Genomic DNA, 23,170 nt, shown 5'->3' on the forward strand with positions numbered 1-23,170 from the left:
AAACCCGAGGGGAACGACCCATGGCACAGCAAGAGCAAGCCCCGCACCACCCCTGTCCACCGGTGCACCCGGTGGACGAAAAGCCGGCGGCCAAGCGGCTCGTCCCTGCCGCACTCCAGCACATCGCTGCCATGTACGCCGGTGTCGTCACCCCTCCGCTCATCATCGGCCAGGCCGTCGGCCTGGACACCGCCGGCCGCACCCGGCTGATCGCCGCGAGCCTGCTGATCGCCGGGCTCGCCACGCTCCTCCAGACACTCGGCATTCGCCGATTCGCCGGCAACCGCCTGCCGTTCGTCAACGCGGCCAGCTCCGCCGGCATCACCCCGATGCTGGCCATCGCCGAGACCACCGCCAAAGGCCACCAACTCCCCGCGATCTACGGGGCGGTGATGGTCGCCGGGGTCTTCTGCCTCGCGGTCGGCCCGTTCTTCGGGAAACTGCTGCGCTTCTTCCCGCCGCTGGTCACCGGCGTGGTGATCACCCTCATCGGGGTCACCCTGATGCCCGTACCGGTCGGCTGGGCCCAGGGCGGCGACAAGCACGCCGCCGACTTCGGCGCCATGAGCAACCTGGCGCTCGCCGCCTTCACCCTCGTCGTCATCCTGCTCATCCAGCGCTTCACCCAGGGCTTCGTCAAGCAGATCGCGCTGCTGATCGGTCTGGTCGCCGGCACGCTGGCCGCGATCCCCTTCGGGATGGCGAGCTTCGACGCGCTGCGCTCGGCCCCCCTCGCCGCACTGCCCGCGCCGTTCGCCTTCGGACCGCCGGAGTTCCAGCCGGCCGCGATCCTCTCGCTGTGCATCGTGATGCTGGTGCTGATGACGGAGTCCTCGGCCGGCATGCTGGCCCTCGGCGAGATCTGCGAGCGGCCCACCACCGCCGCCACCCTCACCCGCGGACTGCGCACCGACGGCATCGCCACCCTTTTGGGCCCTGTGTTCGGCGGCTTCCCGACCAGCGCCTTCGCACAGAATGTCGGCGTGGTGTCCCTGACCCGAGTCCGCAGCCGGTACGTCGTCGCCCTCGCCGGCGCCGCGCTCCTGGTCCTCGGCGCCTTCCCCGTCCTGGGCGCCGTGGTCTCCCTGGTGCCGATGCCGGTGCTCGGCGGCGCGGGTATCGTCCTCTTCGGCTCGATCGCGGTCAGCGGTATCCGTACGCTCTCCGAGGCCGGACTCGACGACAGCTCCAACATCATCCTGGTGGCGGTGTCGCTCGGCGCAGGCATCATCCCGCTCGCCGCGCCGACCTTCTACGCCGACTTCCCCGCCTGGGCACAGACCGTGCTCGGCTCCGGCATCAGCGCCGGCGCCCTGGTCGCGGTCGCGCTCAACCTGTTCTTCCACCATCTCGGCACCCGGAGCACCCCACGGGCAGCGGTACTGTCAGCCGCCTCGTCCGGCTCCGGAACTCAAATCCCCTAGGGCCATGCCGTGCCCAACCGCCAGTCACCGAAAGCGAAAGTAGGAAGCAAAATGGCTGCATCGGCATCCCCTGACAGCGCGGTGAAGCAGCGCATCGTCATCGAGAACGCTGCCATCGCGACCGTCGACGCCCAGGACACCGAATACGCCACCGGCTACGTGGTCGTCGCGGACAACATCATCGAGTCGCTCGGCGCGGGCAAGGCCCCCGAGGGCCTGGAGAACGTCGTCCGCCGCATCGATGCCACCGGGCACCTGGTCACCCCCGGACTGATCAACACCCATCACCACTTCTACCAGTGGATCACCCGGGGCCTGGCCACCGACCACAACCTCTTCAACTGGCTGGTCGCGCTCTACCCGACCTGGGCCCGGATCGACGCCGAGATGCTCGCCGCCGCCACCCAGGGCTCGCTCGGCATGATGGTCAAGGGCGGCGTCACCACCGCCTCCGACCACCACTACGTCTTCCCGCAGGGCTCCGGCGACCTCGTCGGCGCCGAACTGGCCGCGGCCGCCGAGATCGGCGCCCGGATCACCCTGGCCCGCGGCTCCATGGACCGCAGCGAGAAGGACGGCGGCCTGCCCCCGGACTTCGCCGTCGAGACCACCGAAGGCGCCCTGCTGGGCACCGAGGAGGCCATCGACACGTACCACGACGCCTCCTTCGGCTCGATGGTGCACATCGCCGCCGCGCCCTGTTCGCCGTTCTCCATCTCCACCGAGCTGCTGCGCGAGGGTGCCGCGCTCGCCCGCCGCAAGGGCGTCCGCATGCACACCCACGGCTCGGAGACCGTGGAGGAGGAGAAGTTCTGCCACGAGCTGTTCGGCATGGGCCCGACCGACTACTTCGAGTCGACCGGCTGGCTCGGTGAGGACGTGTGGATGGCGCACTGCGTCCACATGAACGACTCCGACATCGCCGCCTTCGCCCGTACCAAGACCGGTGTGGCGCACTGCCCCTCCTCCAACGCCCGTCTGGCGGCCGGTATCGCCCGCGTCCCCGACATGCTCGCCGCCGGCGTCCCGGTCGGCCTCGGCGTGGACGGCACCGCCTCCAACGAATCCGGCGAACTCCACACCGAACTGCGCAACGCGCTCCTGATCAACCGCCTCGGCGCCCACCGGGAGGCCGCGCTCAACGCCCGCAAGGCGCTGCGGCTGGGCACCTACGGCGGCGCCCAGGTCCTGGGCCGTACGGCCGAGATCGGCTCCCTGGAGGCCGGCAAGCTCGCCGACCTGGTCCTGTGGAAGCTCGACGGCCTGGGCCACTCCTCCATCGCCGACCCGGTCACCGCCCTCGTCTTCGGCGCGGCGGCCCCCGTGACCCTCTCCCTGGTCAACGGCAAGCCGGTCGTCGAGGACGACCACCTGACCAACGTCGACGAGGACGCCATCGCGCGCACCGCCCGCGCCGAGGCCCAGCGTCTGGCCCGTATCGCCGCCGAGGGCTGATCCCCTCGGAAGCACCACCCCAGACTCGGCCGGGAGGGACGGCTCCCGGCTGAGCTTGCGGATCCGAGCGGGATCCGCAAGCGCCCGACCCCGGGGGTACGGGGATCACCACCATGGTGGTCCTTCGTACCCCTGGGTCCGGGTACCCACCCCGGCGGTTGACCGTCCGTCACCGCCCGCGCCACAAGCGCCGCACCGACACCACGCTCACCAGCGCGACTTCTCGCACCACCGCACCACATGGCAAGACCTCCGTGACAGCCTCGCCTCGCCGGCCGCCGGCGACGCAGAAAATCGAAGGAGGCCCGCAGTGGCCGCAATCACCGGGCAGAAGTCGGAGGAGGACCGGAAGCATCCGGTCGATCAGACCCTCCCGCCCTTCAAGATGTTCACCAGCGGCCTACAGCATGTGGCCGCGATGTATGCGGGCGTGGTGGCCCCGCCGATGATCGTGGGACCGGCCTGTGGGCTGAGCCCCACCGAGACCGCGTTCCTGATGGGCGCCAGCCTCTTCACCGCCGGGATAGCCACCCTGCTCCAGACCCTCGGGTTCTGGAAGGTCGGCGCCAAACTCCCCTTCGTCAACGGCGTCTCCTTCGCCGGTGTGACGCCGATGGTCGCCATCGGCAAGGCCCAGAGCCCGCACGACGCGCTGCCGATCATCTTCGGCGCGGTGATGGTCGCCGGTGTGCTCGGCTTCGTCCTCGCCCCCTACTTCTCCAAGCTCGTCCGCTTCTTCCCCCCGGTCGTCACCGGCACCGTCATCACCCTGATCGGTGTCTCCCTCCTGCCCGTGGCCTTCAACTGGTCCCAGGGAGGCAACGACCGGGCCCCCGACTACGGTTCCCTGACCAACATCGGCATGGCCGCGCTGACGTTCGTGATCGTGCTGGTGCTGCGCAAGGTGCTGCGCGGATTCCTCCAGCAGATCGCGATCCTGCTCGGCCTGATCGCCGGCACCCTGATCGCCATCCCCGTGGGCATCACCGACTTCGGCGCCCTGGCCAAGGCGAACCTCGTCGGCTTCCCGACGCCCTTCCACTTCGGCGCCCCGCAGTTCGACCTCGCCGCGATCATCTCGATGTGCATCGTGATGCTGGTGTGTATGACCGAGTCGACGGCGGACATGCTCGCCCTCGGCAAGATCGTCGGCCGCCCGGCGGACGAGCGCACCATCGAGGGCGGCCTGCGCGCCGACACCCTCGGCAGCGCCCTCAGCCCGCTCTTCAACGGCTTCGCCAACAGCGCCTTCGCCCAGAACATCGGCCTGGTCGCGATGACCAAGGTCCGCAGCCGCTTCGTCGTCGCCACCGGCGGCGTCATCCTCGTCGTGCTCGGCCTGTCCCCGGTCGCCGCCTCGATCATCTCCCTCGTCCCGCTGCCCGTCCTGGGCGGCGCCGGCATCGTGCTGTTCGGCTCGGTGGCCGCCAGCGGCATCCAGACGCTGGCCGGTGCCGCCATGGAGAAGGGCGAGAACTCCCTGATCGTCGCGGCCGCCGTCGGCATCGGCCTGATCCCGATCGCGGCGCCGGACTTCTACCACAACCTGCCCAAGGACATGCTGGTCATCCTGGACTCCGGCATCAGCACCGGCTGCCTGGTGGCGATCGTCCTCAACCTCGCGTTCAACCACTTCGGCAAGGGCGGGGACGGGGCGCAGGCCGATACGGGCGCGATGACGGCGGAGGCGCAGGCCGGTGCTGACGTCGTCGCCGACGCGGCCGATGGACTCGACGCCGCCACACCTCCTGAGGCCGAGGCGACCATTCCCCAACAGGCCGACCGCCGCGCCAAGGACCCCGGTTCCGGCGAACCGGCCTCGGCGCCCACGCCCTGACCGATGAACAGCCGATTACCCCGGCCGCCCGACCGACGTCCCCCACCCGCCCCTGACGCCGACAACGGCCCGTAGCAGACGGCAACTGCCGCTCCGCTACGGGCCGTTGAAGCATGTGCGGGGACGCCGTCCCGGATCACCCGATGTGGTAACCGTCCCCGTACACCTTCCAGTCCAGCGGCGTGTGCAGATCGAGATTGCCCCGCTGGAGGAACACCCGCTGCTCGGTGTCCACCCGGCTGGTGTCGCTGTGCGCCTCCTCCTGCTTCATCGCCCACACCCGCGCGTCGAGGAAGGCGTTCAGATACGTCTTCTCGTCGCCGCCCTGGGCCGGCGGCTTCGCCTGGGCCAGCGCGCGCTTGCGGATGCTGGGGAAGCTCGTCCTGTCGTCACCGTCGCCGTGCATCACGATCGCGTCGTAGTACGCGAACTGCCCCAGCACACCGATGCCGTCGGCCTTGCCCTGCTTGACCGCGGGGTTGAAGTACACCCGGTCGCGCTCGTCGTTCTGCGCCTTCTGGAACTCGGGGTCCTGGGCGGCCTTCTTCCAGTCCTTGGGGTAGTCGGGGTCCAGCCCGTCGTGCGAGTCGCTGCCGTCCACCTTGCGCAGCGCGGGCAGATACTTCGCCAGGACGTTGTCCGGCTTGCGCTTCGTGTAGAGCTCGACGAGTTCGAGCATGTCGTGCGTACCGGAGCAGAAGCCGATGATCCCGCCGGTGTAACCCCGTCCGTCGCCGATGTCCTCGATGTAGCGGTACTGGGCCTTCCAGTCCAGTGAGGAGTTCTCGGCGCTGGAGACCAGCTGCATGGCGATCTCCTTCTTCGCCGGGTCGTCGAGGCCGGTCGCGGCCCGTGCGGCGGGGGCCGCCCGGTGGGCCGCGGCGGGAGCGTGGTGCGCGGCGGGGGCCTCGGTGGTGGCGACGGCGGTGGCCGGGACGGCGAGCAGGGCGAGGCCGAGAGCGGTACGGACGGCGGCCTTGGGCAGGCCGCTGCCGCGTGAGCGGTGGTCTGTCGATCGGGTGCGCATGGAGTCCTCCAGTCCGGAGCGAGCCATGGGGGTCCGTGGGGGGTCCCCAATCGTTAGGAAGCTTTCCTACCAGACTTGACGCATGGCGTGAACCCGTCACGCGCTCAACGGCCGGGCGGCGACCCCCGGTTCAGCCTTGCCGTTGCGCCCGTCCGCCCAACAACCCCTCCAGCAGATCCCGGAGATCCGGCACCGGGTCGAACTCCTCATCAGGGAAGACGAGTTGATGCAGCACCACGCCGTCGAGGTGATCGAGTAGCATCCGCCCGTGCCGCTCCGGAGCCTCGGAGCCGAAGCGGCCCACCCATTCGGCGCTCCAGGCGAGCACCGCCTGCCGCCCCCGCGCCAGGGGCCCGCGCAGCTCGGGCCGGGCCGTGGACTCCAGGAACAGCGCATACCGGGCGGCCGTCAGCGACCGGCCGGGCCCCGTGGCATACCGGACGAACGCCGCCATCGCCTCGGCAAGTTCACCGGGATCGGCCGGATCGATACCGGCCGCGAAGGACTCCCATTCCCGCCGCTCCAGGGCCTGGAGATGGTCGACGATGCCCTCGATGAGCGCCGCGCGATTGCGGAAGTAGTTGGACGCGGTACCGGTGGGAACCCGCGCGGCGCTGTCCACGGCCTGATACGTCAGCCCCCGCAGCCCCTCGGCCCCCAGCACCTCGACCGCCGCCCCCAGTACCTGCTGCCGCCGTCGCGCCACGCCATCCGCTCCTTTTACTACGCCCATAGTGCCTCGCAACGGCACACAGTACCGCGCCACCGGGGAGCCCTCCGGGAGCCCGTCCCGACCACCCTCGGCAGGCCGAAGGGCCCCCACCCGCCGCATCATCGCGGCCGGTGGGGGCCCTTCGGGTGTGGCCGGGGTCAGACCAGGAGGTCGTAGGCCGGGAGGGTGAGGAAGTCGGCGAAGTCGGCGTCCAGGGACACCCGGAGGAGCAGGTCGTGGGCCTGCTGCCACTTGCCGGTGGTGAAGGCTTCCTCGCCGATCTCGGCGCGGATGGCGGCCAGCTGTTCGGCGGCGACCGTGCGGACCAGATCGGCCGTCGCCGTCTCGCCGTTCTCGAAGACGACCCCGGCGTCGACCCACTGCCAGATCTGCGAGCGGGAGATCTCGGCGGTGGCGGCGTCCTCCATCAGACCGAAGATGGCGACGGCGCCGAGGCCGCGCAGCCACGCCTCGATGTAACGGGTGCCGACCTGGACGGCGTCGATCAGGCCCTGGTAGGTGGGCCGGGCATCGAGCGAGTCGATGGCGATCAGGTCGGCGGGCGCGACGGAGACGTCCTCGCGCAGGCGGTCCTTCTGGTGGGGCTTGTCGCCGAGGACGGCGTCGAAGGACGCGCGGGCGACCGGGACCAGGTCGGGGTGGGCGACCCAGGAGCCGTCGAAGCCGTCTCCGGCCTCGCGGTCCTTGTCGTTCTTGACCTTTTCCAGGGCCTTCTCGTTGGCCTCGGGGTCGCGCCGGTTGGGGATGAAGGCCGCCATGCCGCCGATGGCGTGCGCGCCGCGCTTGTGGCACGTACGGACCAGGAGTTCGGTGTAGGCGCGCATGAAGGGGGCCGTCATCGTGACCGCGTTGCGGTCGGGGAGGACGAACTTGGCGCCGCCGTCACGGAAGTTCTTGACGATGGAGAAGAGATAGTCCCAGCGGCCGGCGTTCAGGCCCGAGGCGTGGTCGCGCAGCTCGTAGAGGATCTCCTCCATCTCGTACGCGGCGGTGATCGTCTCGATCAGGACCGTGGCGCGGACGGTGCCCTGGGGGATGCCGACGTAGTCCTGGGCGAAGACGAAGATCTCGTTCCAGAGGCGGGCCTCCAGGTGCGATTCGGTCTTCGGGAGGTAGAAGTACGGGCCCTTGCCGAGGTCGAGCAGCCGCTTGGCGTTGTGGAAGAAGTACAGGCCGAAGTCCACCAGGGCGCCGGGGACCGCCCGGCCCTCGAACTGGAGGTGGCGCTCCTCCAGATGCCAGCCGCGCGGGCGCATCACGACGGTCGCGAGCTCGTCGGCCGGCTTGAGGGCGTAGGACTTGCCGGAGCCCGGGTCCGTGAAGTCGATGCGGCGCTCGTAGGCGTCGATCAGGTTGATCTGGCCGCCGATGACGTTCTCCCAGGTGGGAGCGGAGGCGTCCTCGAAGTCGGCGAGCCAGACCTTGGCGCCGGAGTTGAGGGCGTTGATGGTCATCTTGCGGTCGGTGGGACCGGTGATCTCCACCCGGCGGTCGTTGAGCGCGGCGGGCGCCTCGGCCACCTTCCAGCTGTCGTCCGCCCGGATGTGCGCGGTCTCCGGGAGGAAGTCCAGGCTGCTGGTACGGGCGATCTCGGCGCGGCGTTCGGCGCGGCGCGCGAGGAGTTCGTCGCGGCGCGGGGTGAACCGCCGGTGGAGTGCGGCGACGAAGGCGAGTGCGGCGTCGGTGAGGACCTCGTCCTGCCGTGCAGGACTGTGCTCGGGGTCGACTTCGACGATGGCCAGCGGGGACGGCGCTGGTGCGGACATGAGCTGTCACTCCATTCAGCGGCGGTGCCTGGCGGCCGCCGGGGGCGCCCGTGCGGCACGGGGTGCCGCGGGCTCCGGGGTACGGTCGCGGGCGCCGTCTGGATTCAGGGCGCTTCTGACCAGTGGAGAGTAGTTTTCTTATCGCGGAACTTCAATGGTTTGTTGATGTCGAGATTCTCCGGGTCGACAGAACTGGAGATCAAATGGCTCTCAGTGCCATCGCCATCACGCTCCATGACACCGGCACGTGCCGCCTCCGGCCCGCCGTGCGCCCCGCCGCCCCCGGCTGCGTCGCAGGTCGCGCCCCTGTCGGGTCATTCGAGCCGCCGCAGGTCCTCCGGGGTGTCGATGTCGTACGGCTCGGCCACATCGGAGCATTCGATGAGCTTGATCACATCGGCGTGCTGCCGGAGATAGGCGCGCGCCCCCTGGTCGCCCTCCGCGCTCGCCGCGATATCCGCCCAGCGGTCGGCGCCGAACAGGGAGGGGTGGCCGCGCCGCCCCTCGTACGCCGCGGAGACCAGTGAGGCGCGGCCCTCGTACGCGGCCACCACCCGCGCCACCGCCTCGGCGCCGATGCCCGGCTGGTCCACCAGGGACACCAGCACCGCATCGGCCCCCGAACCGGCCAGGGCCGCCAGGCCCGCACGGAGCGAAGTGCCCATGCCCCGGGCCCAGTCGGGGTTTTCCGAGGTGGTGTACGCGGTGAGGTCGGCGCGCTCGCGTACGGCGTCGGCGGCCGCGCCCAGCACGATGTGCACCGGGTCGCAGCCGCCGTCCCGCAGGACCCGCGCCGCATGCTCGACCAGCGGCCGCCCCCGGTGTGCGAGCAGCGCCTTGGGGCGTCCGCCCAGCCGCCGCCCGCCGCCCGCGGCGAGCAGCAGCCCGGCCACCCGGGGCGGGCGGGGGTTCGGCGGGGGAGAAGGGGTCGGTGAGGTGGGTGAGGTCGATGCCATGAGGAGTGCTTATCGCATGGCGGCCTCGACCGGCGGCCTCACGCCGCATCGCCGGCCGCCCGCTGGCGCGGGATCTTCGGCCGCAGCCGGTCCCGGAGCTGCTGCGTCCGCTGGTCCGAGAGACGGTGCTCGGTGACGTAACGGTGTATGTGCTCCACGGTGATTTCGGACGCGTCGGTGAGCCCGTACGCCCGGCAGATCAGCTGCACGACGCTGTCGGGGCGCGGGTTCGGGCCGGATGCGGGGCCGGTGTTGGACTCCAAGACAGTCTCCGATCCAGTGATATGCCGGAAATTTCCCTGAACGTGAGAGTGCTCCATGGTGCCGCGCCATACGCATCGCTTTCCCTACGCCCATGCCAACGGGTGGCGGAGCGAACGTACGTCCGATGTGTGAGAGGGGTGGATTTGGGCAGGGCGCGGCCGGCGGACGGTGGGCGGGTCCTGGACGGCCCTGGGCGGGCCCGGATCCGGGTGCGAATCCGGCGCTTCGGACATGGCGTCGGCCGGGACCGCGTAGATGTCACAGCGCGCCGAAAGGCCGGATAAGGTTCTGCCCCGTTGCGGACATCGTGGCGCCGAACTGAAGCGGCGCGCGCAGTTTTTGTGAGTCGGGGGACCAAGTGGTGAACAGTGTGGGCTCGTCCGGGATCTTCCAGGCGCTCGAGGGCGACGACCCGCGGTCCATCGCGGGATACCGCCTGACGGCACGGCTCGGTTCCGGCGGCATGGGCAAGGTCTATCTCTCCTACACGCCCGGCGGGCGCCCCGTCGCCATCAAGGTGATCCGCCCCGAGTTCAGCGAGGACGCCGAATTCCGCCGCCGCTTCAAGCAGGAGGTGCAGTCGGCGCAGCGCGTCCAGGGGCTGTTCACCGCCCCGGTCATCGACAGCGACGCCGACGGCGCCAGCCCCTGGCTCGCGACCGCGTACGTGCCCGGCCCCTCGCTTTCCGCGGCCGTCGCCGAGCACGGCAAACTGCCCGTGTCCACCGTGCTGTTGCTGGTCGCCGGGATAGCCGAGGCCCTCCAGGTCATCCACGGCGCGGGCATCGTCCACCGGGACCTGAAGCCGTCCAACGTCCTGCTCGCCGCCGACGGCCCGCGCGTCATCGACTTCGGTATCGCCCGCGCCGCCGACGCCACCTCGCTGACCAGCAGCGGCGTCACCATCGGCACCCCCACCTTCATGGCGCCCGAACAGGCCGCCGGCAGCACCGTCACCCCCGCCACCGACATCTTCGCGCTCGGCCAGGTGGCGGCGTACGCGGCCATCGGGTCACCGGCGTTCGGCGAGGGCACCTCCCACGGGGTGCTCTACCGCATCGTCCACGAGCAGCCGGACCTGACCGGACTCCCCGACGAACTGCGCGAGTTGGTCACCCGCTGCCTGGCCAAGGAGGCCGCGGAGCGCCCGTCCGTCGCCGAGGTGATCGCCCTGTGCGGCGCGGCCTCCGGGCAGACGCAGCTGCGCCGCCCCGAGGACTGGCTGCCCACCGCGGTGGCCGCCGACATCACCACCCGTACCGCGGCCCCCGCGCCCGCGCAGGCCCCGCCGCCCCCGGTGGAGCCGCCGGCCACGCAGCCCGCCACGGCCCCGCCGGCCGCCCCGCGGCCTCCGGCGCACCCGCCCGCCCCGTCGGCGGCGCCCGTACCGCAGCCGCCGCAGACCCCGCCGCCCGGTTACGGCCCCGCGCCCCAGGTGCCGACCGTCAACGCCACCGCGCCGCTCACCCAGGTGCCCACCGGCCCGACCGGCACCGGCCCGACCGCCACCGCACCCACCACCCCCGTGCCGGCTGCACAGCCTCCGCAGTCCTCGCCCTCCCCCCAGACGCCGCAGCCCCCGCAGGCCCCGAAGAAGAAGCGCAAGGGCCTGGTCACCGCCCTGGTGTTGGTGGGCATGCTGGGCTTCGCCGGTGCGGGCGGCGCCGCCGTCTACTACGTCATGAAGGGCAACGGCAAGGCGGCGCACCACCAGACCGAGAGCAAGGGCGCCAAGAAGCAGCCGAGCGGCAGCGGCAGCGGCGGTGCGACGGCGGCCCCGTCGGACGGTACGTCGCCGAGCCCCGGCGCCACCGGCGGCAGCGGATCCAGTTCCGTGGTGAAGGACCCGAAGCCCACCGACTACGCGAAGATCGACCTGCCCGACGGCTACCACCTGTCCATGGCCGACGTTCCGGTCGCGCCCAAGAGCGAGGACAGCGACACCGGCAACGACTTCTCCTTCACGCACAACGAGTACTCGGACAGCACGGTCGACACGTCCAGCGGCAAGATGGTGCTGCTCAACCCCGGCGAGAAGGGCACGCTCGACACCTGCCGTACGGAGACCCGCTTCACCAAGAGCATCGGCGTGAAGAAGCTGACCAAGGACGCGCAGATCTGCCTGACCACCAACTACGGCACGGTCGCGCTGATCACGTTCAAGAGCATGGCGCCCGAGTCGGACGTGAGCAGCTATATGACGGTCGCCGTGCGGGTGTGGCGCAATGCGGTGGAGCCCGAGGGCCAGCAGTAGGCGGGGCGGGGCTCCGGGCGCGTCCGGGCGCCTTCGCGGGCCGGACTGCGTGATGGTCTGTGCGACGGCCGAACGGGCGGCTGAGGGGCCGCCCGGGGCCGTCGCGCGGGGCCGCTGGGTCCCGCGTCCGCGCGCTCGTCGACGGCATCGCCGCGGGCGGCGAAGGGCGCCGGTCGCCCGCCCCGTGATCGGTCTTTTTCGCTCTCCGTATGGCGCGATCACCACAGAGTGGCGTTAACTGTCGCGCACTGTGAAACGGTCAACGGCCTTGGAGGCAGCCGTCGTTGTGGAAGACGTGCAGACGCGGGCGCAAGCGGAGCCGCAGGGGTCGGGGCGCGGGGGAGTGGCCGGGCAGGTGAGCGGGGGAGAGACCGATGTACGGGTCCAGGCGCTGCGCGGCGCGGTGGCCCGGCTGCGGCGCCAACTGGCCGTACTGCCAGGGGAGTTACCGGACCGGGCCTTCGCCGACGACGAACTGGCCGCGCTCGACGCCATGGTGCGGGACGGCGTACCCGAAGTACCCCGACTGCGCCGCTCGCTGCTGCTGATCGCGGGCGCGGTCGGTTCGGTCAGCGCACTGTCGCCCGCGCTGACCGAGGTACGCGAGGGCATCGACAGCTTCAGCGAACTGCCCTGAGGGAACTGCCCTGAGGCCGGTGAACCGCCCCGGCCGCCCGCGCCCCGGCCCGCCCGTGGCCTACGCCGGCGACTGGCTCGCCAGCGCCACCGACAGCTGCGCCGCGACCTCCTGGAGCACCGGCACGATCTTGTCCGTCGCCGCCTCCGTCACCCGGCCGGTCGGACCCGAGATGGAGATCGCCGCGGACGTGGGCGAGTTGGGCACCGGCACCGCGAGGCAGCGGACGCCGATCTCCTGCTCGTTGTCGTCCACCGCGTAGCCCAGCCGCCGGACGTCGGCGAGCGCTTCGAGGAAGCCGTCCGGGTCGGTGATCGTCTTCTCGGTCGCGGCGGGCATGCCCGTACGGCCGAGCAGCGCGCGGACCTCCTCCGGCGGATGGTTGGCCAGCAGGGCCTTGCCGACGCCGGTGGAGTGCGGCAGGACGCGGCGGCCGACCTCGGTGAACATGCGGACCGCGTGCCGGGAGGGGACCTGCGCGACATACACGATCTCGTCGCCGTCGAGCAGTGCCATGTTGGCGGTCTCGCCGGTCTCCTCCACCAGGCGGGCCAGATACGGCCGCGCCCAGGTGCCCAGCAGCCGCGAGGCGCTCTCGCCCAGCCGGATCAGACGCGGGCCGAGGGCGTACCGGCGGTTGGGCTGCTGACGGACGTAGCCGCAGGCCACCAGGGTGCGCATCAGGCGGTGGATGGTGGGCAGCGGCAGTCCGCTGCTGCTGGAGAGCTCGCTGAGGCCGACCTCGCCCCCGGCGTCGGCCATCCGCTCAAGCAGATCGAAGGCGCGCTCGAGGGACTGGACGCCGCCGGCACCTTGGGGCTTGGCTTCGGCGGCGGAGGTGCTGGCGCTGGACGGCGGCACGGCGCGTTCCTTTCGGGGCGGATCGGATCGGTCTCGGCATCTTCGTGCCCAGGGGCTTTCGGGCGCCGGGCCCGACCGCAGCAGCCTACCGGTCCCCTCCCGTTGGCACACGGCCTCTCGCACAGTCGTTCCCGCCGGTCAGGTGCCCGGTCGTCCCAAGGCGTGAGAAGGGGGCGGTGTCTATACGTGATCCCTCGGCGATGCCAGTGGCCATAGCTACGTTCTGCTGCGCGAAACCTACTGTCCATTCTATGGAATCCTCCAAACGCCGCCACCGCAGTCGCGGTCGTTCCGGGGTCGGAGAGGGGCGGTCCACCGGGTCGATTCCGCAGGAGAGCATTCCGTCGCAGGTCAGCGGTGGTGTGGCGGAGGGTCTTGACGGGCCGGGGTCCGAAGTGAAAACTCGTTCAACAGACTGTTGAATTCCGCATGGCGTCGCGGGGTGCATTCCCGGCACCGGCCACCGTACCGGCCGCCGGCCGTGCGCCCCGCGCGGCGGCACGCAACGATGAAAACACGCTACGAGGAGGGGACTGGGTGTCCGAAACAGAGCTGGTGCTGCGCTCCACGCGCGTCGTCACCCCGGAGGGGACGCGTGCCGCGTCCGTCGTCGTCACGGACGGGAAGATCGCCGCGGTCCTGCCGCACGACGCCGAGCCCCCGGCCACGGCGCGGATCGAGGACTTCGGTGACGACGTCCTGCTGCCCGGCCTCGTCGACACCCACGTCCACGTCAACGACCCCGGCCGCACCGAGTGGGAGGGCTTCTGGACGGCCACCCGCGCGGCCGCGGCCGGCGGGATCACCACCCTCGTGGACATGCCGCTCAACAGCCTCCCGCCCACCACCACCGCCGCGCACCTCGACACCAAGCGCGAGGTCGCCCGCAGCAAGGTGCATATCGACGTCGGCTTCTGGGGCGGCGCCATCCCCGGCAACGTCAAGGACCTGCGCCCGCTGCACGACGCCGGGGTGTTCGGCTTCAAGTGCTTCCTCTCGCCCTCCGGCGTGGACGAGTTCCCCCAGCTGGACCAGGAGCAGCTGGCCGCCGCCCTCGGGGAGATCGCCGGCTTCGACGGTCTGCTGATCGTGCACGCCGAGGACCCGGGCCACCTGGACGCGGCCCCCGAGGCGCACGGCCCCAAGTACGCCGACTTCCTCGCCTCCCGTCCCCGGGCCAGCGAGAACGACGCCATCGCCGGGCTGATCTCCCTCGCCAAGCTGCTCGATGCCCGGGTGCACGTCCTGCATCTGTCCTCCAGCGACGCGCTGCCGCTGATCGCCGCCGCCAAGGGCGAGGGCGTCAAGATCACCGTCGAGACCTGTCCGCACTTTCTGACCCTGACCGCCGAGGAAGTCCCCGACGGCGCAACGGAGTTCAAGTGCTGCCCGCCGATCCGCGAGGCGGCCAACCAGAACGCGCTCTGGCAGGGCCTGGCCGACGGCACCATCGACTGCATCGTCTCCGACCACTCGCCTTCCACCGCCGACCTCAAGTCCGCCGACTTCGGCGCGGCCTGGGGCGGTATCTCCTCCCTCCAGCTGGGCCTGCCCGCCATCTGGACGGCGGCCCGCGAACGCGGCCACACCCTGGACGACGTGGTGCGCTGGATGGCCACCGCCCCGGCGGCGCTCGTCGGCCTCGGCCAAAAGGGCGCCATCGAGCCCGGCCGCGACGCCGACTTCGCCGTCCTCGCCCCGGACGAGACCTTCACCGTGGACCCGCAGGCGCTCGAACACCGCAACAAGATCACGGCATACGCGGGCCGGACGCTGTACGGCGTCGTACGGTCCACCTGGCTGCGCGGCCGGAAGATCAACGACGGTGCCACCCTCGCCGAGCCCGTCGGCCGGCTCCTGGAAAGGCCGCAGAGCATATGACCAGCGCCGACCTCCCCCCATCGCCCGGCCCGGAGACACCCCGCTTCACCGGTGACGCAAGCCCCTACGCGGGCGGCGACCCGTACGCCGACTACCGCACCCCGGGCCCCGGCGGCCTCCCCTTCGCGCAGCTGCCCGACCTCGCGGACCGGCGGCTGGGCGCCGGGGTGATCGCGGCCAACGACGAGTTCTTCGCCGAGCGCGAGAACCTCCTCAAGCCCGAGGCCGCCCACTTCGACCCGGAGGCTTTCGGCCACAAGGGCAAGATCATGGACGGCTGGGAGACCCGGCGCCGCCGCGGCATCGACGGCGCCCACCCCTTCCCCGCGGACGAGGACCACGACTGGGCGCTGATCCGGCTCGGCGCGCCCGGCGTGATCCACGGGATCGTCGTCGACACCGCCCACTTCCGCGGCAACTACCCGCAGTCCGTCAGCGTCGAGGCCACCTGGGTGGACGGCTCGCCCTCGCCCGACGACCTCCTGGCCGACGACGTCACCTGGACCACGCTCGTCCCGCGCACTGCCATCGGCGGCCACGCCGCCAACGGCTTCGCCGTCGACGTCCCCCGGCGCTTCACCCATCTGCGCCTCAACCAGCACCCCGACGGGGGCGTCGCCCGCCTGCGGGTGCACGGCGAGGTCGTCCCGGCCCCCGAGTGGCTGGCCGCGCTGGGCACCTTCGACCTCGCCGCCCTGGAGAACGGCGGCCGGGTCGAGGACGCCTCGGACCGCTTCTACTCCTCGCCCGCCAACACCATCCAGCCGGGCCGCTCCCGCAAGATGGACGACGGCTGGGAGACCCGGCGCCGCCGCGGCAGCGGCAACGACTGGGTCCGCTACCGCCTCACCGAGCAGTCCGTGATCCGCGCCGTGGAGATCGACACCGGCTACCTCAAGGGCAACTCGGCGGGCTGGGCGGCCCTCTTCGGCCGGGACGGCGAGAAGGACGGGGACGGGGAGTGGACCGAGCTGCTGCCGCGCACCCGTCTCCAGCCCGACACCGTCCACCGCTTCCTCTTGGACGACGCCGCGGCCGCCACCGAGGTCCGGATGGACATCTTCCCGGACGGCGGTATCGCCCGGCTGCGGCTGCACGGTTCGCTCACCGAGGAGGGGGCGCGCCGACTGGCCGCCCGCCATGAGGAGTTGGGCGGCGGCGCCGGACGGTGACGCCACGAGGACCGGTGACCGGGCGGCCCGTGCCGCCCGGTCGCCCCGGTCGTTCCGTCGCGACGGGGAGCGGCGGCCCCTGGAACCCGCCGGTCGCGCCGCTCGTTGTGCGGGCGTTCGTTCCTCCGTCGCACCAGGGAGTGTGCTGTGACCCTCCAGCAAGAGATCGTCGGCAACGCCATGCAGATGGCCGTCTGCTCGCTCCAGCCCGGCCAGACCGTCTATTGCGAGGCCGGAAAGTTCCTGTTCAAGACGGCGAATGTGACGATGGAGACGCGGCTGTCCGGGCCCGGCGACCACCATCAGGGCGGTGGCGGCGGTGGCGCGGGCGGCGGTATGGGCGGCCTCCTGAGGCAGGCCATGGGGACGGCCATGCAGGTCGGTCAGCGGGCCCTGGCGGGTGAATCGCTCGCCTTCCAGTACTTCACCTCCACCGGCGGCGAGGGCACGGTCGGTTTCGCCGGGGTGCTGCCCGGTGAGATGCGCGCCCTCGAACTGGACGGGCACCGCGCATGGTTCGCGGAGAAGGACGCCTTCGTCGCCGCCGAGTCGACCGTCGACTTCGGTATCGCGTTCGCCGGCGGCCGTACGGGCATGAGCGGCGGCGAGGGCTTCATCCTGGAGAAGTTCACCGGCCGGGGCACGGTCATCATCTGCGGTGCGGGCAATTTCATCGATCTCAACCCCGCCGATTTCGGCGGCCGTATCGAGGTCGACACCGGCTGCATCGTCGCCTTCGAGGAGGGCATCGAGTACGGCGTCCAGCGGATCGGCGGGCTCAACCGCCAGGGCCTGATGAACGCCGTGTTCGGCGGCGAAGGGCTGTCCCTGGCGACCCTGGAGGGCAACGGCCGGGTCATCTTGCAGTCGCTCACCATCGAGGGCCTGGCCAACGCCCTGAAGAAGGCCCAGGGCGGGGACAAACAGGGGCCGACGGGTGGCCTGTTCTCGACCCATGCGGGGTGAGGCCGGGTTCCCGGTCCCGGGCGGGTGGCGCTCAGCGCGTCTTGGCGGCGTACACCAGCAGGCTCAGGAACGCCAGCAGGACGTGGGTGGCGACGACGTAGATGAAGACGCGGACATAGACCCCGCGCGGCGCTTTGGTCTCGACGTAGGCGCGGGCGGGGCGCTCCTGGGGCGTCTGGTCGGGCACGGCGTACGGTCCTTTCCCGGGCTCGGTGGGGATCTCGGTGCGGCTGCCGGCGGGGCCGGGTGGCGCTTTCGGCGGGGCTCGGTGGCGCCGGGGGCAGCCGGGGGGGGCGGTCACACTCCGCGGCGTGGGGTTCCGTCCCCCAGGCACAGCTCCGCGGCCCCGCTCTGGAGCAGCGTGTGGACGAACAGCAGCTCCGTGCCGCCCCGGGAAGCGGCCGCGATCCGGTGCGGTGTCAGCGAGTCGAAATGCGCCGCGTCCCCCGGGGCCAGCACATGCACCGCCTCACCCAGCGTCAGCCGCAGCCGTCCCGTGAGGACGTACAGCCACTCCTCACCCGGATGCACCCGCACCAGCTCGCCCTGCACCCGTTGCGGCACATGCACCCGCAGCGCCTGCATCGCCCGCCCGGCCCCGCCCACCGTCCAGTACGTCCAGCCGCCGGCCTCCGACGGCTCGGTGCGTCCCGCCCGCAGGATCGGGTCCCGTTCGGGCGCGGTCTCGCCGAGCAGGTCGGATACCGTGGTTCCGTACGTACGGGCCAGGGCCAGCAGCATCGGAAGCGACGGCTGGCGGCGGCCGGTCTCCAGCCGCGACAGATGCGCGGGCGACAGCCCGACCCGCCGGGCGGCGGCCTCCAGGGTCAGTCCGCTACGGCGCCGCAGGTCGCGCAGCCGGGGCGCGACGGTGGCCAGTTCCTCGGGAGAGGGGTCCGGGCCGGAGTCGGGCGAGGCGCCCGGAGGGGTGGCGGGTAGCCCGCCGGGGTCCGTGTCCGTCATGCTCCCGGTATAGCCACCTATCGCCCGAGGGGCAAAAGTTTTGCCTCTGAGGCAAATCGCCGAGGGGTCCCGGTGCGGGCACGTGAGGCGGGAGCGGGGCGCGGGCCACGGTGGGGATTTTGTGAACTCCCGGGAAACATAGGCTCGTTGGCATTGACAGGGTCATGTCTACGCGCGTCATGCTGGACGGTATGAGAATCCCCCCACGGATCACCCGGATCGGCGCCGTCGGCGCCCTCGCATCGGCCCTGTTCATAGGCGGTACCGCGGTCACCGCCACGGCCGCGGTCGCGACCCCGCACCAGGCCACCGCGTACGCCGCGACGGCGCACGCAACGCCGGTGCACGCCGCCTCGGTCGGCAACGTCTGCTACTCCAAGCTGCCCTCCCAGGCCCACGACACCCTGGACCTGATAGCCAAGGGCGGGCCCTTCCCGTACCCGAAGGACGGCACCGTCTTCGACAACCGCGAAGGCATCCTGCCGTCCCAGAGCGCCGACTACTACCACGAGTACACCGTCATCACTCCCGGCTCTCCCGACCGCGGCGCCCGGCGCATCGTGGCCGGCGAGAAGAAGGACGAGGACTACTACACCGCCGACCACTACAAGACGTTCGATCTCGTCGACCGCAGCTGCTGAGGTATCCGGCAGCGGCGTGACGTCGCGGCGGCCGGGGTGCACAGGCACCCCGGCCGCCGTCGTGCTGTGTGCGGGTCCCGGTCGGTCCTTCCCCCTCATTCTTGGCGGAAGGGGGGCGCGAGGGCGTACCCCCGAGGGAGGATTGTCAGTGGTTGCCGGTAGCGTTTCGGTAGAAACGAGGAGTGGGCGGGCATCGGCGGCAAAGAGGCCGTGCAGCGGTCGAGGGCCATGACATGGCCGGTTGTCGTGGCGCGCCCCGGGAAGTGCCTGGTCCGCCCTTTCCGTCGGGACGGGCCCGTCGCAGCCGCGCCGGGCGGTGGACGGCGGCATGCAGCGTTGGAGACAAGGAAGGACGGCGAACTGCCGTGTATCGCTGGGAGATCACCCGGGCCGCCCTGGCTCAGCGGGTTTTCGCCATCGTCCGCAGCAAGACCTATGACGAGGCGAGCGCCACCGCCGACACCCTGCTGTCGGCCGGCATCACCAGCCTGGAGATATCCCTGACCACGCCGTTCGCGCTGGAGGCGGTCACCACCCTCACCCGCGAGCTGGGGGAGGACGCGGTCATCGGCGCGGGCACGGTTCTTGACGCGGTGTCGGCCCGGATGGCCGTGGACGCCGGGGCCCGCTTCCTGGTCTCGCCGAGCCTGGACGCGGAAGTGATCCGTACGGGCCACCGCTACGGCGTCCCGGTCTTCCCCGGTGTGTCGACGCCCACCGAAATGGTCCGCGCTCTCGAACTGGGCGCCGACGCCCTCAAACTGTTCCCGGCCGCCGCCCATCACCCGTCCTGGATACGGGAGGTGCTCGCCGCCCTGCCCCAGGTGCCGCTGCTGCCGACGGGCGGGGTGACGGTCGAGGACGCACCGGACTGGATCGCCGCGGGCGCGGTCGCCGTCGGCATGGGCTCCGCGCTCTCCGAGGGCGACCGCGACACCGTCACCAAACGCGCCGCCGACCTCCTCGTCCGCCTCGCCGAGGCCGCCCCCGACCATCCGTCACCGGACGTCATGGCCGAGCCGTTCGAGGACTGAGCTCCGGGCGGGGGCGGCGACGCCGCGCGGTGGACGGCTTCCGTAGGCGGGCTTCCGCAGGGCAGCCCCCTCTGCCAGGCTGAGCGCTTCCGCCACATGATCATGCGCATGCCGCAGGAGTCGCCATGAAGCGCGCCGCCACGCTGTCCGCCCTCGCCTGTCTGCTCGCCCTCACCGCCGTCGCGCCCTCGCCCGCCGCCGTACCGTCCGCCACCGCCCCGGCTCCCACGCCCGGTTCCGCGCCCACCGCGGCCGCCCCGCACACCCGGCGGCCGACCGCCACGCTCCTGGACGCCATTCCGCGGAGCGGGGTGCTGCGCGTCTGCACCACCGGCGACTACCGCCCCTTCACCTACCGCGATCCCCGGTCCGGCGCCTACCGCGGTATCGACATCCGGATGGCCCGGGACCTCGCCAAGAGCCTGGACGCCACACCGCGTTATGTCGCCACGACCTGGGCCCGCCTCATCGGCGACCTCGCCGCCGGCCGCTGCGACATCGCCATGGGCGGCGTCTCGATCACCCTCGCCCGCGCCCGCACCGCGTACTTCAGCGAGCCCACCGGTACGGACGGCAAGACGCCCCTCGTCCGCTGCGCCGACAAGGACCGCTACCGGACGCTGGATCAGATCGACCGCCCCGGGACGAGGGTCATCGTCAACCCCGGCGGCACCAACGAGGAGTTCGCCCGCGCCCACCTCAAGAAGGCCCGCATCATCGTCCACCGGGACAACACCACCATCTTCGACGAGATCATCGCCGGCCGCGCGGATGTGATGATGACCGACGCGAGCGAGACCCGCTACCAGGCCGCCCGCCACCCCGAACTCTGCTCGGTCCACCCCGACAAGCCGTTCACCTTCTCCGAGAAGGCGTATGCACTGCCGCGCGGCGACGAGGAGTTCAGGGCGTATGTGGACCAGTGGGTCCATCTGGCCACACATGACGGGACGTATCGGAGGTACGAGGCGGCGTGGATGAAGTGACGAGACGAGAGGCGAGTGAAGTGAGGGGTAAGGAGGAGGCGGCGATGGACCTCGCCGCGGCGCAGGAGGCACTGGAGGGGCAGCCGTTCAGCCGGCTCGTGGGGGCGCGGCTCACGGAGATCGGGGCCGGCGGCGCCACCCTGGAGATCGATATCCGCGACGAGCTGCTCCAGCAGCACGGCTTTGTGCACGGCGGGGTGCTGTCCTACGCCGCCGACAACACCCTCACCTTCGCCGCCGCGACGGCCCTGGGGCCCGCCATCGTCACCGGCGGCTTCTCGATCCAGTATCTGCGCCCGGCCCGCGGGCGTCTGCTGCGCGCCCGCGCCGAGGTCGTGCAGGCGGGGCGCCGGCAGGCGGTGTGCCGGTGCGAGGTGGTGGCGGTCGACGAGGAGGGCGCCGAGAGCATGTGCGCGGTGGCGCAGGGGACGGCGATGCCGCTCAACGGGCCGCCGGGGGAGGGGGCGCGCAGCCGGGCGATGTGAGGTGACGGAACGCGGGTGAGCGGCTACGTATCCCTGCACCGCCCCCACCCGCCTCAGGAGCCCCCTTATGCCCCCGTCGCTCGACCCGACCGCCACCGTCTCCCTCGTCACCGGCGCCAACCGCGGAATCGGCCGGGAGGTGTGCCGGCAACTGGCGGCCCTCGGGCATACGGTGCTGCTGACCGGGCGCAGCATCGAGCCCACCGAGTGGGCCGCCGAGGAGCTGACGCGCGAGACCGGGCGCGAGGTGCGGCCGTTGCGGCTCGATGTGACGGACGAGGGCAGCGTGGCCGCCGCGGTGGGCCAAGTCGCCCATCTTTACGGTCGGTTGGACGTCCTCGTCAACAACGCCGGTATCGCCTACGACACCTGGCAGCGGGCCGTCACCGCCGACCTCGCGGTCGTCCGGGAGGCGGCCGAGACCAATCTGTACGGGCCGTGGCGGATGGCGATCGCCTTTGCGCCGCTGCTGCGCGCCTCGGCGCATCCGCGGCTGGTGAACGTCTCCAGCGAGGCCGGTTCGCTCGCCTCCATGGGCGGCGGCACCCCGGCGTACAGCGCCTCCAAGGCCGGTCTGAACGCGCTGACCCGGATGCTGGCGGACGAGATGCGGGACGACGGCGTCCTGGTCAATGCGGTCTGTCCCGGGTGGGTGGCCACCGACATGGGCGGGCCGGGCGGGCGGCCGGTCGAGGAGGGGGCGGTGAGCGTCGTCCACGCCGCGACGCTGCCCGACGACGGGCCGACGGGCGGCTTCTTCCGCGACGGCCGCCCGCTGCCGTGGTAACCGTCCGAACGCCCCACGCCCCACGCCCCACGCCCCACGCCCCACGCCCCACGCCCGGGCCTCCGGCAGCCCGGCACTCCCGCACCCGAGCCCCGCGCCCATCCCCGCCCGACAATGTCCGGACAATGTGACCTCTGGACTTCCCGTCATCTGCGCGGGCGGATACGCTCGCGAGCGTGGTGAAACGCGATGCACATGCCACGGGCGCCGAGAGCCCGATCCAGTTCAGCGTGGACCGGAGCAGCCCGGTCCCGTTGTATTTCCAGCTGTCGCAGCAGCTGGAGGCGGCGATCGAGAACGGCAGGCTGGCGCCGGGCAGTCTGCTCGGCAACGAGATCGAACTGGCCGGGCGGCTCGGGCTGTCCCGTCCGACCGTGCGCCAGGCGATCCAGTCGCTGGTCGACAAGGGGCTGCTGGTCCGCCGCCGCGGTATCGGCACCCAGGTCGTGCACAGCCAGGTCAAGCGCCCGCTGGAGCTGAGCAGCCTCTACGACGACCTGGAGGCGGCCGGGCAGAAGCCCGCCACCCGGGTGCTGCTCAACACCACCACCGTGGCGGACGCCGAGGTCGCCGCCGCGCTGGGCATCGCAGAGGGCGCCGAGGTGGCGCTCGTCGAGCGGCTGCGGTTCGCCCACGGCGAGCCCGTCGCACATCTGCGCAACCACCTGCCGGCCGGCCTGTTGACGCTGGAGACCGCCGAGCTGGAGGAGACCGGGCTCTACCGCCTGATGCGGGCGGCCGGGATCACCCTGCACAGCGCCCGCCAGGCCGTCGGCGCCCGGGCCGCGACGGCCGACGAGGGCAAGCGGCTGGAGGAGCCCGAAGGTGCCCCGCTGCTGACGATGCAGCGCACCACCTTCGACGACACCGGGCGCGCGGTCGAGTTCGGTTCGCATGTCTATCGCGCGTCGCGGTACGCCTTCGAGTTCCAGCTGCTGGTTCGTCCCTGAGGAGTCGCGTCCCTTGAAGAGTCGCGTCCCTGAACGGTCGCGGACCGTGGCCGCGCGTGTGCTGTCGTCAGAATGTTCGGACAAAGTATTG

At 71.6% G+C, this 23,170-nt stretch carries 22 protein-coding genes; 14 read left to right on the forward strand and 8 right to left on the reverse strand.

The genetic code is table 11. The annotated features are described in order from the left end of the window. Positions 1 to 20 precede the first annotated feature (20 nt). The 3 genes from B1H19_RS31965 (at position 21) to B1H19_RS31975 (ending at position 4,716) form a co-directional block, all read left to right on the forward strand. Positions 21 to 1,424, forward strand: a complete 1,404-nt coding sequence (locus B1H19_RS31965) for a nucleobase:cation symporter-2 family protein (RefSeq protein ID WP_083108282.1) — start codon at positions 21 to 23, stop codon at positions 1,422 to 1,424. 51 nt (positions 1,425 to 1,475) lie between these two features. After that, positions 1,476 to 2,879: an 8-oxoguanine deaminase gene (locus tag B1H19_RS31970; RefSeq protein ID WP_083108284.1), complete on the forward strand. Its 1,404-nt coding sequence runs from the start codon at positions 1,476 to 1,478 to the stop codon at positions 2,877 to 2,879. 310 nt (positions 2,880 to 3,189) lie between these two features. Then, a complete protein-coding gene (locus B1H19_RS31975) occupies positions 3,190 to 4,716 on the forward strand; it encodes a nucleobase:cation symporter-2 family protein (RefSeq protein WP_083108286.1) in 1,527 nt (508 codons plus the stop codon). A gap of 136 nt (positions 4,717 to 4,852) precedes the next feature. Here the strand turns inward: B1H19_RS31975 and B1H19_RS31980 are convergent, their stop codons facing one another. The 5 genes from B1H19_RS31980 to B1H19_RS32000 all read right to left on the reverse strand — a co-directional run bounded on the left by B1H19_RS31980 (position 4,853) and on the right by B1H19_RS32000 (position 9,461). After that, positions 4,853 to 5,743, reverse strand: coding sequence for a chitosanase (locus tag B1H19_RS31980; protein WP_083108289.1), 891 nt, complete (start codon positions 5,741 to 5,743; stop codon positions 4,853 to 4,855). Positions 5,744 to 5,873: 130 nt separating this feature from the next. Beyond that, positions 5,874 to 6,449, reverse strand: a complete 576-nt coding sequence (locus B1H19_RS31985; RefSeq protein WP_083108292.1) for a TetR/AcrR family transcriptional regulator — start codon at positions 6,447 to 6,449, stop codon at positions 5,874 to 5,876. A 164-nt stretch (positions 6,450 to 6,613) separates the two neighbouring features. Next, on the reverse strand, positions 6,614 to 8,242 hold the full coding sequence (aceB, locus tag B1H19_RS31990; RefSeq protein WP_083108294.1) for a malate synthase A: 1,629 nt from the start codon (positions 8,240 to 8,242) through the stop codon (positions 6,614 to 6,616). A gap of 314 nt (positions 8,243 to 8,556) precedes the next feature. Further along, positions 8,557 to 9,135 carry a nucleotidyltransferase family protein gene (locus tag B1H19_RS31995; protein WP_083108297.1) on the reverse strand — a complete coding sequence of 193 codons (579 nt, stop codon included), beginning with the start codon at positions 9,133 to 9,135 and terminating at the stop codon, positions 8,557 to 8,559. Positions 9,136 to 9,236: 101 nt separating this feature from the next. Next, complete coding sequence (locus B1H19_RS32000) at positions 9,237 to 9,461, reverse strand: hypothetical protein (protein WP_083108299.1); 225 nt, start codon at positions 9,459 to 9,461, stop codon at positions 9,237 to 9,239. Between the two features lie 359 nt (positions 9,462 to 9,820). Here B1H19_RS32000 and B1H19_RS32005 point away from each other — a divergent pair, with 359 nt between their 5' ends. Both B1H19_RS32005 and B1H19_RS32010 read left to right on the forward strand, forming a co-directional pair. Next, positions 9,821 to 11,716 carry a serine/threonine-protein kinase gene (locus tag B1H19_RS32005; protein ID WP_083108302.1) on the forward strand — a complete coding sequence of 632 codons (1,896 nt, stop codon included), beginning with the start codon at positions 9,821 to 9,823 and terminating at the stop codon, positions 11,714 to 11,716. 355 nt (positions 11,717 to 12,071) lie between these two features. After that, the gene (locus tag B1H19_RS32010) at positions 12,072 to 12,353 is read left to right on the forward strand and encodes a DUF5955 family protein (protein ID WP_083110003.1); all 282 of its coding nucleotides are present in this window, start codon (positions 12,072 to 12,074) and stop codon (positions 12,351 to 12,353) included. 60 nt (positions 12,354 to 12,413) lie between these two features. Here the strand turns inward: B1H19_RS32010 and B1H19_RS32015 are convergent, their stop codons facing one another. Then, the gene (locus B1H19_RS32015) at positions 12,414 to 13,214 is read right to left on the reverse strand and encodes an IclR family transcriptional regulator (protein ID WP_083108305.1); all 801 of its coding nucleotides are present in this window, start codon (positions 13,212 to 13,214) and stop codon (positions 12,414 to 12,416) included. 537 nt (positions 13,215 to 13,751) lie between these two features. Between B1H19_RS32015 and allB the strand changes: the two genes are divergently transcribed. The 3 genes from allB to B1H19_RS32030 all read left to right on the forward strand — a co-directional run bounded on the left by allB (position 13,752) and on the right by B1H19_RS32030 (position 17,233). Further along, positions 13,752 to 15,095 (forward strand): allantoinase AllB, encoded by a 1,344-nt coding sequence (gene allB, locus B1H19_RS32020; protein WP_083108307.1) that lies wholly within the window; start codon positions 13,752 to 13,754, stop codon positions 15,093 to 15,095. Further along, the gene (gene alc, locus B1H19_RS32025; protein ID WP_083108310.1) at positions 15,092 to 16,267 is read left to right on the forward strand and encodes an allantoicase; all 1,176 of its coding nucleotides are present in this window, start codon (positions 15,092 to 15,094) and stop codon (positions 16,265 to 16,267) included. Before allB ends, alc begins: the two co-directional genes overlap by 4 nt. Before the next feature lie 147 nt (positions 16,268 to 16,414). Next, the gene (locus B1H19_RS32030; RefSeq protein WP_083108312.1) at positions 16,415 to 17,233 is read left to right on the forward strand and encodes an AIM24 family protein; all 819 of its coding nucleotides are present in this window, start codon (positions 16,415 to 16,417) and stop codon (positions 17,231 to 17,233) included. A gap of 31 nt (positions 17,234 to 17,264) precedes the next feature. Here the strand turns inward: B1H19_RS32030 and B1H19_RS38245 are convergent, their stop codons facing one another. Together B1H19_RS38245 and B1H19_RS32035 are read right to left on the reverse strand one after the other, a co-directional pair. Next, positions 17,265 to 17,420 carry a DUF6126 family protein gene (locus B1H19_RS38245; protein WP_237289630.1) on the reverse strand — a complete coding sequence of 52 codons (156 nt, stop codon included), beginning with the start codon at positions 17,418 to 17,420 and terminating at the stop codon, positions 17,265 to 17,267. A gap of 110 nt (positions 17,421 to 17,530) precedes the next feature. Beyond that, entirely contained in the window at positions 17,531 to 18,196 is a 666-nt protein-coding gene (locus B1H19_RS32035; RefSeq protein WP_083108315.1) for a helix-turn-helix domain-containing protein, read from the reverse strand. A 191-nt stretch (positions 18,197 to 18,387) separates the two neighbouring features. Here B1H19_RS32035 and B1H19_RS32040 point away from each other — a divergent pair, with 191 nt between their 5' ends. The 6 genes from B1H19_RS32040 to B1H19_RS32065 all read left to right on the forward strand — a co-directional run bounded on the left by B1H19_RS32040 (position 18,388) and on the right by B1H19_RS32065 (position 23,079). After that, positions 18,388 to 18,837, forward strand: a complete 450-nt coding sequence (locus B1H19_RS32040; protein WP_083110004.1) for a guanyl-specific ribonuclease — start codon at positions 18,388 to 18,390, stop codon at positions 18,835 to 18,837. 365 nt (positions 18,838 to 19,202) lie between these two features. Continuing rightward, a complete protein-coding gene (locus B1H19_RS32045) occupies positions 19,203 to 19,871 on the forward strand; it encodes a bifunctional 4-hydroxy-2-oxoglutarate aldolase/2-dehydro-3-deoxy-phosphogluconate aldolase (protein ID WP_083108318.1) in 669 nt (222 codons plus the stop codon). Between the two features lie 125 nt (positions 19,872 to 19,996). Beyond that, positions 19,997 to 20,857, forward strand: coding sequence for a transporter substrate-binding domain-containing protein (locus B1H19_RS32050; protein ID WP_083108320.1), 861 nt, complete (start codon positions 19,997 to 19,999; stop codon positions 20,855 to 20,857). 44 nt (positions 20,858 to 20,901) lie between these two features. Beyond that, positions 20,902 to 21,342: a PaaI family thioesterase gene (locus B1H19_RS32055; RefSeq protein WP_083108323.1), complete on the forward strand. Its 441-nt coding sequence runs from the start codon at positions 20,902 to 20,904 to the stop codon at positions 21,340 to 21,342. Between the two features lie 67 nt (positions 21,343 to 21,409). After that, complete coding sequence (locus tag B1H19_RS32060) at positions 21,410 to 22,129, forward strand: SDR family oxidoreductase (RefSeq protein ID WP_083108325.1); 720 nt, start codon at positions 21,410 to 21,412, stop codon at positions 22,127 to 22,129. Positions 22,130 to 22,359: 230 nt separating this feature from the next. After that, a complete protein-coding gene (locus tag B1H19_RS32065; RefSeq protein WP_083110005.1) occupies positions 22,360 to 23,079 on the forward strand; it encodes a GntR family transcriptional regulator in 720 nt (239 codons plus the stop codon). The last annotated feature ends 91 nt before the right edge of the window (positions 23,080 to 23,170 follow it).

Origin of the sequence: Streptomyces gilvosporeus (assembly GCF_002082195.1) — a bacterium.
In the GTDB taxonomy this organism is placed as follows: Bacteria; Actinomycetota; Actinomycetes; order Streptomycetales; family Streptomycetaceae; genus Streptomyces; species Streptomyces gilvosporeus.

Excerpts from the sequence above, each read along its gene's own strand:
- B1H19_RS31965 (WP_083108282.1), top strand. The coding sequence starts at position 21 with ATGGCACAGCAAGAGCAAGCCCCGCACCACCCCTGTCCACCGGTGCAC.
- B1H19_RS31970 (WP_083108284.1), top strand. The coding sequence starts at position 1,476 with ATGGCTGCATCGGCATCCCCTGACAGCGCGGTGAAGCAGCGCATCGTC.
- B1H19_RS31980 (WP_083108289.1), bottom strand. The coding sequence starts at position 5,743 with ATGCGCACCCGATCGACAGACCACCGCTCACGCGGCAGCGGCCTGCCC.
- aceB (WP_083108294.1), bottom strand. The coding sequence starts at position 8,242 with ATGTCCGCACCAGCGCCGTCCCCGCTGGCCATCGTCGAAGTCGACCCC.
- alc (WP_083108310.1), top strand. The coding sequence starts at position 15,092 with ATGACCAGCGCCGACCTCCCCCCATCGCCCGGCCCGGAGACACCCCGC.
- B1H19_RS32035 (WP_083108315.1), bottom strand. The coding sequence starts at position 18,196 with ATGACGGACACGGACCCCGGCGGGCTACCCGCCACCCCTCCGGGCGCC.
- B1H19_RS32040 (WP_083110004.1), top strand. The coding sequence starts at position 18,388 with ATGAGAATCCCCCCACGGATCACCCGGATCGGCGCCGTCGGCGCCCTC.
- B1H19_RS32050 (WP_083108320.1), top strand. The coding sequence starts at position 19,997 with ATGAAGCGCGCCGCCACGCTGTCCGCCCTCGCCTGTCTGCTCGCCCTC.
- B1H19_RS32055 (WP_083108323.1), top strand. The coding sequence starts at position 20,902 with ATGGACCTCGCCGCGGCGCAGGAGGCACTGGAGGGGCAGCCGTTCAGC.
- B1H19_RS32060 (WP_083108325.1), top strand. The coding sequence starts at position 21,410 with ATGCCCCCGTCGCTCGACCCGACCGCCACCGTCTCCCTCGTCACCGGC.